Source organism: Pseudomonas sp. App30 (assembly GCF_047947025.1).
In the GTDB taxonomy this organism is placed as follows: Bacteria; Pseudomonadota; Gammaproteobacteria; order Pseudomonadales; family Pseudomonadaceae; genus Aquipseudomonas.
On record NZ_CP133165.1, the window covers coordinates 3631587 to 3644670 of the forward strand.

A 13084-nucleotide genomic window follows, 5' to 3' on the forward strand; every position below is an offset into this window, starting at 1 on the left:
TGACGGTAGGTGGTTCATCTTGAGTTATCCACACTTGCGCACCGAAGGCTGTTGGCGCCATGACACAGATCGACGCAAAGATTTCCTCGCCGTGGGGCGAACTTGGGAAACGTCCTACTTACGGGCGATGACCACGGGCTTACCGTAGGCAGCCTACCAACCACGGCTTCCCAACCATCGTCGAAAAGGATCACCCAATGCCTGCAGCGTCGCCGACTATGTACACCAACGAAGCTTCGCCAGAATACCTTCGCACCCTCGATAGAAGCCCTTTTACCGAAGAGCAATTAGCGGGTTTCAATGAAGAGGCCATGGCGGTTGTCGATGAACAGCGGGCCTACGCCCTGGCCCATCCGCCCGCTGCCATTTACCGCGTCGCGACCGAAGGCAGCCAGAGCCGTGAGGGTGGGGTGATTCAACGAGCCACCGGTGCCATGAAAATCGCGCTGGAAAAAGGCGTACAGGTAGCCGTTGCGCAGCAAGGTGATTGCGTCGTGTACAGCGACGGCAGTACCGCGCAGATCATCACGGCCTCGGGCGAGGGCAACAGCCATTTTGCGCTGGTGGGCAGCCAGCTCGACAACGGCGACGAAATTATCAACACCCCCCAAGCCGCATTCCTGATCATCGTCCGTGAGGGGGTGCCTCTGCCTGAGGGTTTCCTGCAAGCAGTCAAACGCTGATTCATGAGGCAACGGCAAAGGAACAGGGGGTACCACAATGAGTGACGGATATTTCATTGGTCGCGGTGACAAGACCAGCTGCGGTGGTGAGGTGCTGGACGGCGACGACCGGGTGAACATGTTTGGCCTGCTGCATGCCCGTGAAGGTGACCGGGTGTCTTGCGGCGCGAACGGCGGTATCTACCGGATTGTCGGTGGCGTGTCCTTCATCGATAGCCATGGCAAGCTGGTGGCGGGCACGCTGGACAGTTTCAGTGATTGCCCCTGCAGGGCGAAGGTGATTCCCTCGGTGTTCACGGCAAGCTATCGAAACGAGAGCACGCGTGCCATGGCGTCCAATGAACCGGCTCAAGCTGCTTCCTCCAGCATTGCCGAACGCACAGGCACACCCTCCTCCATCCCGTCCCCAGCTTACCGGCCCCTGAATGCCGTCAGCCAGCTGGAACCTCAAGAGCCGGGTTTTTATGTTGTGCCGCAGAGCACAACCCGCGAAGCCCTGGAGGCCGACCTCTTCCCCATCCGCAACGCGGCAGTGATGAGCAAATTCCGCGCACTCAACCCCTACGTTGCCGAGGTAAAAGCCGGCTCGATGATGGTGCTCAGCGACCCCAACAACACCACCTGCAGCTATCAGGAAGCGCAGTTGATGCAGGCTGCGAACCAGGTCAACTCAGCCCTGGAGCCCCTCACATCCGAAGAGGCCAACTTCCTGTTCAAGCACGGCGCGGAAATCGCCAGCTTCATTGGCGAGACATCCACCTGGCTGGGCGTGAGCGCGGTGATCATGGAAAAGCACTTGGGTAACCTGCGGGGCACGCTCCAGGCCATCGAGCGCTTGCACCAGGAAAGTTACCGGCGGCACGGCAACCTTAAATCACCGCAGTTCCTGTCAGAGCGCCAGCAGCTGCTTGCCAAGCTGGATTCGCACCTGCTGAATTCCACCCGCTTGCGGGGCCAGACAAGTTTGGGGGATCACCCAAAATTGAAGACGGCGCTGGGTATTTCCAGCCGCAGCCTGGTGCATCACTGGAACAAGGCTGGGGCGCCGGGGCAGATACCGGGGTATGCGAGTCATGTGGATAAGGTTAGCCGTGCGGCTAAATATATGAATACAGGAGGCTTTGTAGCCATAGGTATTGGCGGAATATCTTCCCTGCTAGCGATACAGCAGGTGTGCAATGGCGACTCAGGAGCGGGTTGTAGGAAAATTAAATTTACTGAAGGAGGGAAGTTTGGTGGATCAGCTGTAGGAGGTCTCTTCGCAGGAGAGGTGGCCAAGCTTGCAAGCGCTCGGATCTGCATAGCACTTGGTATATCTACCGGGATAGGGGGAGTAATGTGTGCCGCTACAATAATAGGCGTTGGCGCATGGGCGGGAGCAACCAGTGGCGGTATGCTAGGAGAAGGAACTGGGGAGGTTATATATGAACGCATTTCCCGGTGACCATGGAAGAGTTTTGGACATCTTGGCTGGCGGCCTGCCTGCTCATCAGCCCACTCCTTCTTGCGCTTTTGAGTATCGTCTACAGCCTATATCTGAGGAGGTATCATCTCAACCATATGCTGGAAGCGTTGAAAAACAGTCGTTATATTAAAACTTGGGGCGCGGTACTCTTGAATCAAGGCTGGTACGGTGCCGTGTTGGTCATTGCGAAAATCACGCAGATGATAATTTGGCCGAAAGTATCTCTCCAGTTAGGAGAGGTGAACCCGGCTGACCTTGAAGCTTTCCCTGAACATTTAAAGCACTTGCTGAAAATAAAAGCCGGAATAATAATTAGTGCCAGCCTTTGGATGGTATTTGTATTTGTACTAATGCAGTTCACCAAGTGAATTTGGACTCATGACCGCAGGCTACAGCTTAAAAACTGGTCGAAGCTTGGATTGCACGCACCGTATAAATCCCGAATCACGGTACCTGCCTTCCAAGCCTCACCCCCTCTACCATCAGCCCGGCTGTGGATAACTCAAGACTTCTTGATCTTCACCGGCCGCTTCCAGCCATCAATATTGCGCTGGCGCGCACGCCCTACCGCGAGTTGAGCTTCCTCCACATCCTGGGTAATGGTCGAGCCCGCCGCAGTGGTAGCACCCGCCTTGATATCCACAGGCGCCACCAACGAGTTGTTGGTGCCGATGAACGCATCCTCGCCAATGACCGTGCGCCACTTGTTGGCACCGTCGTAGTTGCAGGTGATCACGCCCGCACCGATGTTGCTGCGTGCGCCAATGTCGGCATCGCCCAAGTAGGCCAGGTGGCCGGCCTTGGCGCCCTCGCCCATGTGGGCGTTCTTCAGTTCGACGAAGTTACCCACATGGGCGCCCTGGTCCATCACGGTACCCGGGCGCAGGCGCGCGAACGGGCCGGCGTCGCTGCCCTCGCCCATCACGGCACCGTCCAGGTGGGTGTTGGCCTTGAGGGTCACGCCTTTGCGCAAGGTGCTGTCCTTGATGTAGCAGTTCGGGCCGATGACCACGTCGTCCTCGATGACCACCTTGCCTTCGAGAATGACGTTGACGTCGATCAGCACGTCGCGGCCCACGGTGACTTCACCGCGCACGTCGAAACGCGCTGGGTCGCGCAGGGTCACGCCCTGGGCCATCAGGCGGCGGCCTTCGCGCAGCTGGTAGTGGCGCTCGAGCTCCGACAGCTGGCGACGGTCATTGGCGCCCTGCACTTCCATGGCATCCAGCGGTTGCTCGGTGGCCACCACAAGGCCATCGCCCACGGCCATGGCAATCACGTCGGTGAGGTAGTACTCGCCCTGGGCGTTGTTGTTGGACAGCCGCCCCAGCCACTCGGCCAGGCGCTTGCCCGGCACCGCGAGGATGCCGGTGTTGCCTTCCTTGATAGCACGCTGTGCTTCGCTGGCGTCCTTGTGTTCGACGATGGCGCTGACCTTGCCGGCGCCGTCACGCACGATGCGGCCGTAGCCGGTGGGGTCGTCCAGGTTCACGGTCAGGAGGCCCAGCTGGTCCGGGGTGACCAGCGCCAGCAGGCGTTGCAGGGTCTCGACTTCTATCAGCGGCACATCGCCGTAGAGGATCAAGACGGTTTCAGCGGTGATGGCCGGCACGGCCTGGGCCACGGCGTGGCCGGTGCCCAGTTGCTGTGACTGCAGCACGAAATTCAGGTCCGGGGCCGCCAGGCGTTCGCGCACCAGCTCCGCGCCATGGCCAATGACCACATGGATACCCTGGGGCGCAAGCTGCCGGGCGCTGTGGATAACATGGCCGAGCATGGAGTTGCCCGCCACCGGATGCAAGACCTTGGGGATGGCCGAACGCATGCGGGTGCCCTGGCCTGCGGCGAGAATGACGATATCGAGAGACATTGAGTGGCTACCAATCCGGGCTGGTCGGCGAACGCGACCGGGAGATGAAAAGCGGAAAAAGAAAAAGGGTAGCCGAGGCTACCCTTTTTCTCAATCGCTCAAAAGTTGCGGCTTATTTGCCGAACTTCTTGCGGATCTGCTGAACGGTACGCAGCTGCGCAGTGGCCTCGGCCAGGCGTGCAGCAGCAGCGCCGTAGTCGAAGTCCGCGCCTTGCTCGTTCAGGGCCTTCTGGGCAGCCTTGACGGCTTCCTGAGCAGAGGCTTCATCCAGGTCGGCAGCGCGCTGCACGGTGTCGGCCAGGACCTTCACCATGTTCGGCTGAACCTCGAGGAAACCACCGGAGATGTAATACACCTCCTCGTCTCCACCCTGCTTGATCAAGCGGATCGGACCTGGCTTCAGATTGGTGAGCAACGGTGCGTGGCCCAGGGCAACGCCCAGGTCACCCAGTTCACCGTGTGCAATCACCATCTCGACCAGACCGGAGAAGATTTCCCCTTCCGCGCTGACGATATCGCAATGGACTGTCATAGCCATCTGCTTGCCTCAACCTGATTAGCGCCCGTTGCCGGGCGCCAGGATTACAGTTTCTTGGCTTTCTCGATCGCTTCTTCGATGCCGCCGACCATGTAGAACGCTTGTTCTGGCAGGTGGTCGTAGTCACCGTTGAGGATGCCTTTGAAGCCAGCAATGGTGTCTTTCAGGGAAACGTATTTGCCCGATGCACCAGTGAAGACTTCAGCCACGAAGAACGGCTGCGACAGGAAGCGCTGAATCTTACGAGCGCGGGTAACGAGTTGCTTGTCGGATTCCGACAGCTCGTCCATACCCAGGATCGCGATGATGTCTTTCAGCTCTTTGTAGCGCTGCAGCACGTACTGAACGCCACGAGCGGTGTCGTAGTGTTCCTGGCCGATGACCAGTGGGTCCAGCTGGCGCGAAGTCGAGTCCAGTGGATCGACCGCTGGGTAGATACCCAGGGAGGCGATGTCACGGGACAGTACGACGGTGGCGTCCAAGTGGGCGAACGTGGTGGCTGGCGACGGGTCAGTCAGGTCGTCCGCAGGTACGTATACGGCTTGTACCGAGGTGATCGAACCGGACTTGGTCGAAGTGATGCGCTCTTGCAGAGTGCCCATCTCTTCAGCCAGGGTCGGCTGGTAACCTACGGCCGATGGCATACGACCCAGCAGTGCCGAAACTTCGGTACCGGCCAGGGTGTAACGGTAGATGTTGTCGACGAACAGCAGAACGTCGTTACCTTCGTCACGGAATTTCTCGGCCATGGTCAGGCCGGTCAGCGCTACGCGCAGACGGTTGCCTGGTGGCTCGTTCATTTGACCGTAGACCAGGGCAACCTTGTCCAGAACGTTGGAGTCCTTCATCTCGTGATAGAAGTCGTTACCTTCACGAGTACGCTCACCCACACCGGCGAACACGGAGTAACCGCTGTGTTCCATCGCGATGTTACGGATCAGTTCCATCATGTTTACGGTCTTGCCTACACCGGCACCACCGAACAGACCAACTTTACCGCCTTTGGCGAACGGGCAGACCAGGTCGATAACCTTGATGCCGGTTTCCAGCAGGTCGTTGCCGCCTGCTTGTTCAGCGAAGGAAGGAGCCGGCTGGTGGATACCACGGCGCTCTTCTTCACCGATCGGGCCGGCTTCGTCGATTGGGTTGCCCAGGACGTCCATGATACGGCCCAGGGTCGCTTTACCGACGGGTACCGAGATAGGCGCCTTGGTGTCGACAACGTCCAGGCCGCGTTTCAGGCCTTCGGTCGAACCCATTGCAATAGTACGAACCACGCCGTCGCCCAGCTGCTGCTGAACTTCCAGAGTGGTTGGCGCGCCTTGAACATTCAGCGCGCTGTAGATGCTCGGTACGCTGTCACGTGGAAATTCCACGTCGATGACGGCGCCGATGATTTGAACGATACGTCCGCTACTCATAGCAGGATCCTCTGAATATTTGAACCGTTAAACCGCGGCAGCGCCGCCGACGATTTCCGAGATCTCTTGGGTGATCGCAGCCTGACGCGCCTTGTTGTAGACCAGCTGCAATTCGCTGATCAGGTCGCCGGCGTTGTCGGTGGCGTTCTTCATCGCGATCATCCGCGCAGCTTGTTCAGCCGCGTTGTTCTCAACCACCGCCTGGTAGACCTGCGACTCCACGTAGCGAACCATCAAGCCGTCCAGCAGCTCCTTGGCGTCGGGTTCGTAGAGGTAGTCCCAGTGGTGCTTGAGCTCTTGATCCGGGGTTGCGACCAACGGAATCAATTGCTCGACCGTTGGCTTTTGCGTCATGGTATTCACGAACTTGTTGGACACCACGGACAGGCGATCAATACGGCCATCCAGGTAGGCATCCAGCATCACCTTGACGCTGCCGATCAGATCATTGATCGATGGCTCTTCGCCCAGGTGGCTGATCGCTGCAACGACGTTACCGCCAAAGCTGCGGAAGAATGCCGCACCCTTGCTGCCAACCACGCACAGATCGATCTCGACGCCGCGCTCGCGGTTTACCGCCATGTCCTTGACCAGGGCCTTGAACAGGTTGGTATTCAAGCCGCCGCACAGACCACGGTCACTGCTCACTACCACATAACCTACGCGCTTTACTTCGCGTTCGATCATGAAGGGGTGGCGGTATTCCGGGTTGGCGTTGGCCAGATGACCAATCACCTGGCGGATATGCTCCGCGTAAGGACGGCTGGCTGCCATGCGCATTTGAGCCTTGCGCATTTTGCTGACCGCCACTTTTTCCATGGCGCTGGTAATTTTTTGCGTGCTTTTGATGCTCGCAATCTTACTGCGAATCTCTTTTGCGCCTGCCATGTAACACCTATCAGGTTAGCAAGCGGGAGCCTCGCGGCTCCCGCTGCGGCTTACCAGGTTTGGGTGGCCTTGAACTTCTCGATACCGGCTTTGATGCCAGCGTCGATTTCGTCATTGAAGTCACCCTTCACGTTGATCTTCGCCATCAAATCGGCGTGATCGCGGTTGAAGTAAGCAATCAGGGCCTGCTCGAAGCTACCGATCTTGGCGATTTCGACGTCAGTCAGGAAACCACGCTCAGCGGCGTACAGCGACAGCGCCATGTCCGCGATGGACATAGGAGCGTATTGCTTCTGCTTCATCAGCTCGGTAACGCGCTGACCGTGCTCCAGTTGCTTGCGGGTGGCTTCGTCCAGGTCAGAAGCGAACTGGGCGAATGCAGCCAGTTCACGGTACTGAGCCAGAGCGGTACGGATGCCACCGGACAGCTTCTTGATGATCTTGGTCTGAGCGGCACCACCCACACGGGATACCGAAACACCGGCGTTCACTGCAGGGCGGATGCCCGAGTTGAACATGGCCGATTCCAGGAAGATCTGACCGTCGGTGATGGAAATCACGTTGGTCGGAACGAACGCGGAAACGTCGCCAGCCTGGGTTTCGATGATCGGCAGTGCGGTCAGGGAACCGGTCTTGCCAGTCACTGCACCGTTGGTGAACTTCTCTACGTACTCTTCCGAAACGCGCGATGCACGCTCCAGCAGACGGGAGTGGAGATAGAACACGTCACCTGGGTAGGCTTCACGGCCTGGTGGACGGCGCAGCAGCAGGGAAATCTGGCGGTAGGCCACTGCTTGCTTCGACAGATCGTCATAGACGATCAGCGCGTCTTCACCGCGGTCGCGGAAGAATTCACCCATGGTGCAGCCGGAGTACGGCGCCAGGTATTGCAGTGCGGCGGATTCCGAAGCGCTGGCGGCAACAACGATGGTGTTGGCCAGGGCGCCGTTCTCTTCCAGCTTGCGCACGATGTTGGCGATGGTCGATTGTTTCTGACCGATTGCCACGTACACGCAGAAGATGCCGCTGTTTTTCTGGTTGATGATCGCGTCGATCGCCATGGCGGTCTTGCCGATCTGGCGGTCACCGATGATCAGCTCACGCTGGCCACGGCCGACAGGGATCATGGCGTCAACCGACTTGTAGCCAGTCTGTACAGGCTGGTCTACCGACTTACGCCAGATCACGCCCGGTGCAACTTTCTCGACCGCGTCGGTCTCGGTGTTGCCCAGTGGACCTTTGCCGTCAACAGGGTTACCCAGTGCGTCGACGACGCGACCCAGCAGTTCCTTACCAACCGGAACCTGCAGGACGCGGCCAGTGCACTTGGCGCTCATGCCTTCGGCCAGGGACTGGTAAGCACCGAGGATAACGGCACCTACGGAGTCCTGCTCCAGGTTGAGGGCCATGCCGAAGACGCCGCCCGGAAACTCGATCATCTCGCCGTACATGACGTCGGCCAGACCGTGAATCCGCACGATACCGTCAGATACGCTGACGACAGTGCCTTCGTTACGGGCTTGGGAGGTCACATCGAGCTTTTCGATGCGGCCCTTGATAATTTCACTTATTTCGGAAGGATTGAGTTGCTGCATTGCTCTGCTGCCCCTTCAAACTCAAGATTTCAATGCTTCGGCCAGCTGCGCGAGTTTGCCACGCACTGAACCATCGATTACCAGGTCGCCAGCGCGAATGACAACACCCCCGATGAGGGAGGCATCTTGCGCGGCGTGCAGTCGCACTTCTCGGCCGAGCCGTGCACTGAGAACCTTGGCGAGTTTGTCTTGCTGTTCGTCGTTCAATGCAAAAGCACTGGTTACTTCCACGTCCACGGATTTCTCGAGCTCGGCCTTGTACAGGTCGAACTGAGCGGCGATCTCCGGCAACAGCAGGAGACGGTCGTTTTCCGCGACAACATGAATGAAATTCTGTGCCTGGCTATCAAACTTTTCACCGCACACTTCAATGAAAGTGGCGGCCTTTTGTGCGCTCGTCAGTCGCGGGGCCTTGAGCAGGCGCTGCATGGTGTCGTCTTCCGACACCGCAGCAGCCAGGCCGAGCATGGCTGACCAATTGGCCAGTTGCTGGTGGGCCTGGGCATGCTCGAAGGCTGCCTTAGCGTAAGGTCGGGCCAACGTGGTCAGTTCTGCCATGATCGCCCTCGCTTAGATTTCTGCAGCCAGTTTGTTAACCAGCTCCGCGTGCGCGTTTTGATCGATTGTGGCGCCCAGGATCTTCTCGGCACCGCCTACGGCCAGAGCACCCACTTGGGCACGCAGCGCGTCTTTGACACCGTTCAGTTCCTGCTCGATCTCGGCCTGAGCCTGAGCCTTCACGCGATCAGCTTCGACACGGGCCTGTTCACGGGCCTCGTCGACGATCTGAGCGCCGCGTTTCTTGGCTTGCTCAATGATTTCGGCTGCCTGAGCTTTAGCATCGCGCAGTTGCTGACCCGCTTTGTCTTGGGCCAGCTCCAGGTCGCGAGCTGCTCGTTGTGCAGCGTCCAGTCCATCCGCGATCTTCTTCTGACGTTCTTGCAAAGCCGCGATGACCGGAGGCCACACGAACTTCATGCAAAACAGTACAAAAATGAAGAACGCAACGGACTGGCCAATCAGGGTTGCATTAATGTTCACGCCAACACCTCGCTCGTTCTTTGTTCACACCAATCAGCTCGAAGGTTCGAGAGATTAGCCAGCGAGTTGACCAACGAAGGGGTTCGCGAAGGTGAAGAACAGAGCGATACCAACACCGATCATGGTTACGGCGTCGAGCAGACCGGCAACGATGAACATTTTAACTTGCAGCATTGGAACCATTTCTGGCTGGCGAGCTGCGCCTTCCAGGAATTTGCCGCCCAGCAGGCCGAAGCCGATAGCAGTACCCAGAGCGCCCAGGCCGATCAGCAGAGCAACAGCGATAGCGGTTAGACCAACTACAGTTTCCATCTTTCCTCCCGACTTTTACGTCGTATTGGTTAGGTTTTTTAGATTAAAGCGGTAAAACAAATCGTTTTTGCAGCAGCCCCGGCAGACTCCCCCCAAGGGCACCCTTCCACCGGGGTGGAAGGGTCATCAGACACGCCAGGCGGGTCTTAATGGTTCTCTTCGTGCGCCATCGACAGGTAGACGATGGTCAGCATCATGAAGATAAAGGCCTGCAGGGTGATGATCAGGATGTGGAACACAGCCCACGCCCACTGCAGTACAACGCCCAGACCGCTCAGCCACAGCAGACCGCTGCCGAACATCACTGCGATCAGGATGAACACCAGCTCGCCGGCATACATGTTGCCGAACAGTCGCAGGGCCAGAGAGATTGGCTTGGCGATCAGGGTCACGAATTCAAGCAGGAAGTTGACCGGGATCAGGATGATTTGAACCAGCATGTTCTTGCTGCTGAACGGGTGCAGGGTCAGTTCGCCCAGGAAGCCACCGATGCCCTTGATCTTGATGCTGTAGAAAATGATCAGCGCGAACACCGACAGGGCCATGCCCAGGGTGGCGTTCGGGTCAGTGGTGGACACTGCGCGGAACGGAATCTCGTGATCGCCAGAGATAGCGGCGGCCAGATGAGGAATCCAGTCGACCGGGATCAGGTCGATGGCGTTCATCAGGAACACCCAGGCGAAAATGGTCAGTGCCAGGGGAGCGATCACGGCGCTACGGCCGTGGAAGCTGTCCTTGACGCTGCCGTCGACGAACTCTACCAGCACTTCGACGAAGTTCTGCAGCGCGCCAGGCTGGCCGGAAGTCGCCTTTTTCGCCGCCATGCGGAAAATCAGGACGAAAATCAGGCCCAGGGCCACAGACCAGCCGAGGGTGTCGACGTGGAATGCCCAAAAGCCCATTTCCTTGGCTTGTGCTGCGGAGTGGGCAAAGCCCCAGCCGCCGTCTGGTAGTTGACCGAAGGTCAAGTTCTGCAAGTGGTGCTGGATATAGCCCGAAGCGGTTTCTGCTGCCATGGTTGCCTCAAACGCCCTAAGGTCTCGAAAGTCTTGTTTTCATCAGCAGGGGTGCGAACCAGCTGACCAGTTGGGTCAGCACGAAGACACCGAATACTGCCAACGGCGCCAATGGCTTCACTCCTGCAAACGTCAGCGCGAACAGCACTGCCGTCAAAATCAATTTGCCTGCCTCGCCAGCGTAGAACGACCGGACGATGGCTTGCGCGGCTCGGGCTCCGGTAAACCGGAACGCCTTGTGAGCAAAATACAAATTCGGCAACCAGGCAATCAGTCCCCCGAGGAGGCCTGAATATCCAGTGACTGCCCCGCGCCACTGCCACAACGCCAAGGCTGCCAACAGAAACACGACACATTGAGCCAGCAATACCGGAAATACCGCCAAGCGATGGAAGGGCAGGCGGTTTGGCGTGCGGGTTTCCATCACAATTGCTCCTCGTGAGTCGGCTCGCCAAAATCAGTGACTTGGCATAATTTGTGCCGACAAAATGCGCGCAGAGTATAGGGGCGGTTCAGCCCCTATTCAACTGCTCGGTAGTGATTTCCGACTGCGCGCTACAGAAGGATTGTTTCAGCGAATGTGGGCGAGCACGCCCTGAAGCTCATCCAGGGAGTTGTAACGGATGACCAGCTGGCCCTTGCCCTTCTGCCCGTGGCGTATCTGCACATCAGAGCCCAGACGCTCTGCCAGGCGCTGCTCAAGGCGGGTTATGTCCGGATCAGGTTTGCTCGATTCGACCGGCTCAGGCTTGCCGCTGAGCCATTGGCGAACCAGTGCCTCGGTTTGGCGCACGGTGAGGCCACGTGCGACAACATGTCGCGCCCCCTCGACCTGCTGTTCGTCCGGCAGACCGAGCAGAGCACGAGCGTGGCCCATCTCCAGGTCGCCATGGGCGAGCATGGTCTTGATGACTTCCGGCAGCGTGATCAGGCGCAGCAGGTTGGCCACGGTGACCCGCGACTTGCCCACCGCATCGGCGACCTGTTGCTGGGTCAGCTGGAATTCCTGCTGCAGGCGCTGCAACGCGATGGCTTCTTCCACCGGGTTGAGGTCTTCGCGCTGGATATTCTCGATCAGCGCCATGGCGATGGCCGCTTCATCAGGCACGTCGCGGACCATGGCCGGGATGGTGTCCATGCCGGCTTGCTGGCTCGCACGCCAGCGGCGTTCACCGGCGATGATCTCGAAACGGTTGTTGCCGATCGGACGCACCACGATCGGCTGCATCACGCCCTGGCTCTTGATCGAGTGGGCAAGTTCTTCCAGCGCCTGCGGGTCCATGTCGCGGCGTGGCTGGTATTTGCCGCGCTGGATCACGTCCAGGGGCAGGTGCTGCAATTCTCTCTGGTCGACCTTGACGGCCTGTTCTTCCAGCGCGCTGACGGTAGGCCCGCTAAGCAGGGCATCCAGTCCACGTCCGAGACCACGTTTCTTCACGGCCATGTGGATTCCTTAGGCTTTTTCAGCGCGAGTTTGGCGGCGCTGGCGACGAACCATCTCGCCCGCCAGGGCCAGGTAGGCCAGCGCGCCACGCGATTGCTTGTCGTAGGCCAGTGCCGGCATGCCGAAGCTCGGCGCCTCTGCCAGGCGTACATTGCGCGGGATCACCGTGTCGTACAGCTGGTCGCCGAAGTGCTCCTTGAGCTGCGCGGACACATCGTTGATCAGGCTCAGGCGCGGGTCGTACATGGTCCGCAGCAGGCCTTCGATCTTCAGTTCCGGGTTCAGCAGCTCGGCGATGCGCTTGATGTTATCCACAAGGTCGCTCAAGCCTTCCAGGGCGAAGTACTCGCACTGCATGGGGATGATCACGCCATCGGACGCCACCAGGGCGTTGAGGGTGAGCATGGACAGCGACGGCGGGCAGTCGATCAGGATGTAGTCGTAGCTTTCGCGGATAGGCGCCAGCGCAGTACGCAGGCGGCTCTCCTTCATCTGCATTTCCAGCAGCACCACTTCGGCCGCGGTCAGGTCGCGGTTGGCCGGCAGCAACTGGTAGCCGCCGTGTTCGGAGAAGTGCATGGCCTGGTTCAGGTCGCACTCGCCGATCAACAGGTCGTAGACCGAGTTTTCCAGGCCGTGCTTATCCACACCGCTACCCATGGTGGCGTTGCCCTGTGGATCGAGGTCGATCAGCAGCACGCGGCGCTTGGTCGCGACCAGCGATGCTGCGAGGTTGATGCAGGTGGTGGTCTTGCCCACACCACCTTTCTGGTTCGCTATCGCGAATACCTTAGCCATTCTTGCGTGTGTT

The 13084-nt window shown here is 58.9% G+C and carries 15 protein-coding genes; 3 read left to right on the forward strand and 12 right to left on the reverse strand.

Features of this window, described 5'->3' with window-relative positions:
- Positions 1-218: 218 nt before the first annotated feature.
- From RAM80_RS16925 to RAM80_RS16935, 3 genes are read left to right on the forward strand one after another with little or no spacing between them, the layout of a single operon-like run.
- Positions 219-683, forward strand: a complete 465-nt coding sequence (locus RAM80_RS16925; protein WP_416421639.1) for a hypothetical protein — start codon at positions 219-221, stop codon at positions 681-683.
- Positions 684-720: 37 nt separating this feature from the next.
- Positions 721-2127: a PAAR domain-containing protein gene (locus RAM80_RS16930; RefSeq protein ID WP_416421640.1), complete on the forward strand. Its 1407-nt coding sequence runs from the start codon at positions 721-723 to the stop codon at positions 2125-2127.
- A gap of 2 nt (positions 2128-2129) precedes the next feature.
- A complete protein-coding gene (locus tag RAM80_RS16935) occupies positions 2130-2516 on the forward strand; it encodes a hypothetical protein (RefSeq protein WP_416427506.1) in 387 nt (128 codons plus the stop codon).
- Between the two features lie 134 nt (positions 2517-2650).
- Here RAM80_RS16935 and glmU read toward each other — a convergent pair whose 3' ends face one another.
- The 12 genes from glmU to RAM80_RS16995 all read right to left on the reverse strand — a co-directional run bounded on the left by glmU (position 2651) and on the right by RAM80_RS16995 (position 13071).
- Positions 2651-4018, reverse strand: a complete 1368-nt coding sequence (glmU, locus tag RAM80_RS16940; protein ID WP_416421641.1) for a bifunctional UDP-N-acetylglucosamine diphosphorylase/glucosamine-1-phosphate N-acetyltransferase GlmU — start codon at positions 4016-4018, stop codon at positions 2651-2653.
- Positions 4019-4130: 112 nt separating this feature from the next.
- A complete protein-coding gene (locus tag RAM80_RS16945; protein WP_416421642.1) occupies positions 4131-4556 on the reverse strand; it encodes a F0F1 ATP synthase subunit epsilon in 426 nt (141 codons plus the stop codon).
- A gap of 44 nt (positions 4557-4600) precedes the next feature.
- Positions 4601-5977: a F0F1 ATP synthase subunit beta gene (gene atpD / locus RAM80_RS16950; protein WP_027980916.1), complete on the reverse strand. Its 1377-nt coding sequence runs from the start codon at positions 5975-5977 to the stop codon at positions 4601-4603.
- Positions 5978-6004: 27 nt separating this feature from the next.
- The gene (gene atpG, locus RAM80_RS16955) at positions 6005-6865 is read right to left on the reverse strand and encodes a F0F1 ATP synthase subunit gamma (RefSeq protein WP_416421643.1); all 861 of its coding nucleotides are present in this window, start codon (positions 6863-6865) and stop codon (positions 6005-6007) included.
- 50 nt (positions 6866-6915) lie between these two features.
- Complete coding sequence (gene atpA, locus RAM80_RS16960) at positions 6916-8460, reverse strand: F0F1 ATP synthase subunit alpha (protein ID WP_416421644.1); 1545 nt, start codon at positions 8458-8460, stop codon at positions 6916-6918.
- A gap of 21 nt (positions 8461-8481) precedes the next feature.
- Positions 8482-9018 (reverse strand): F0F1 ATP synthase subunit delta, encoded by a 537-nt coding sequence (locus RAM80_RS16965; RefSeq protein ID WP_416421645.1) that lies wholly within the window; start codon positions 9016-9018, stop codon positions 8482-8484.
- 12 nt (positions 9019-9030) lie between these two features.
- Entirely contained in the window at positions 9031-9501 is a 471-nt protein-coding gene (locus RAM80_RS16970) for a F0F1 ATP synthase subunit B (RefSeq protein ID WP_008367083.1), read from the reverse strand.
- Positions 9502-9555: 54 nt separating this feature from the next.
- Positions 9556-9813 carry a F0F1 ATP synthase subunit C gene (gene atpE / locus RAM80_RS16975; RefSeq protein ID WP_002555987.1) on the reverse strand — a complete coding sequence of 86 codons (258 nt, stop codon included), beginning with the start codon at positions 9811-9813 and terminating at the stop codon, positions 9556-9558.
- 146 nt (positions 9814-9959) lie between these two features.
- Positions 9960-10829 carry a F0F1 ATP synthase subunit A gene (gene atpB / locus RAM80_RS16980; protein WP_027980922.1) on the reverse strand — a complete coding sequence of 290 codons (870 nt, stop codon included), beginning with the start codon at positions 10827-10829 and terminating at the stop codon, positions 9960-9962.
- Positions 10830-10845: 16 nt separating this feature from the next.
- Positions 10846-11253: a F0F1 ATP synthase subunit I gene (locus RAM80_RS16985; RefSeq protein ID WP_027980923.1), complete on the reverse strand. Its 408-nt coding sequence runs from the start codon at positions 11251-11253 to the stop codon at positions 10846-10848.
- Between the two features lie 147 nt (positions 11254-11400).
- Complete coding sequence (locus RAM80_RS16990) at positions 11401-12273, reverse strand: ParB/RepB/Spo0J family partition protein (RefSeq protein ID WP_416421646.1); 873 nt, start codon at positions 12271-12273, stop codon at positions 11401-11403.
- A gap of 9 nt (positions 12274-12282) precedes the next feature.
- Positions 12283-13071: a ParA family protein gene (locus RAM80_RS16995; RefSeq protein ID WP_416421647.1), complete on the reverse strand. Its 789-nt coding sequence runs from the start codon at positions 13069-13071 to the stop codon at positions 12283-12285.
- Between the last annotated feature and the right edge of the window lie 13 nt (positions 13072-13084).

Coding starts and splice junctions, on each gene's coding strand:
- RAM80_RS16965 (WP_416421645.1), bottom strand. CDS start 9,018: ATGGCAGAACTGACCACGTTGGCCCGACCTTACGCTAAGGCAGCCTTC.
- atpD (WP_027980916.1), bottom strand. CDS start 5,977: ATGAGTAGCGGACGTATCGTTCAAATCATCGGCGCCGTCATCGACGTG.
- RAM80_RS16990 (WP_416421646.1), bottom strand. CDS start 12,273: ATGGCCGTGAAGAAACGTGGTCTCGGACGTGGACTGGATGCCCTGCTT.
- atpB (WP_027980922.1), bottom strand. CDS start 10,829: ATGGCAGCAGAAACCGCTTCGGGCTATATCCAGCACCACTTGCAGAAC.
- atpG (WP_416421643.1), bottom strand. CDS start 6,865: ATGGCAGGCGCAAAAGAGATTCGCAGTAAGATTGCGAGCATCAAAAGC.
- RAM80_RS16930 (WP_416421640.1), top strand. CDS start 721: ATGAGTGACGGATATTTCATTGGTCGCGGTGACAAGACCAGCTGCGGT.
- RAM80_RS16935 (WP_416427506.1), top strand. CDS start 2,130: ATGGAAGAGTTTTGGACATCTTGGCTGGCGGCCTGCCTGCTCATCAGC.
- glmU (WP_416421641.1), bottom strand. CDS start 4,018: ATGTCTCTCGATATCGTCATTCTCGCCGCAGGCCAGGGCACCCGCATG.
- RAM80_RS16945 (WP_416421642.1), bottom strand. CDS start 4,556: ATGGCTATGACAGTCCATTGCGATATCGTCAGCGCGGAAGGGGAAATC.
- atpE (WP_002555987.1), bottom strand. CDS start 9,813: ATGGAAACTGTAGTTGGTCTAACCGCTATCGCTGTTGCTCTGCTGATC.
- RAM80_RS16995 (WP_416421647.1), bottom strand. CDS start 13,071: ATGGCTAAGGTATTCGCGATAGCGAACCAGAAAGGTGGTGTGGGCAAG.
- RAM80_RS16925 (WP_416421639.1), top strand. CDS start 219: ATGTACACCAACGAAGCTTCGCCAGAATACCTTCGCACCCTCGATAGA.
- atpA (WP_416421644.1), bottom strand. CDS start 8,460: ATGCAGCAACTCAATCCTTCCGAAATAAGTGAAATTATCAAGGGCCGC.
- RAM80_RS16985 (WP_027980923.1), bottom strand. CDS start 11,253: ATGGAAACCCGCACGCCAAACCGCCTGCCCTTCCATCGCTTGGCGGTA.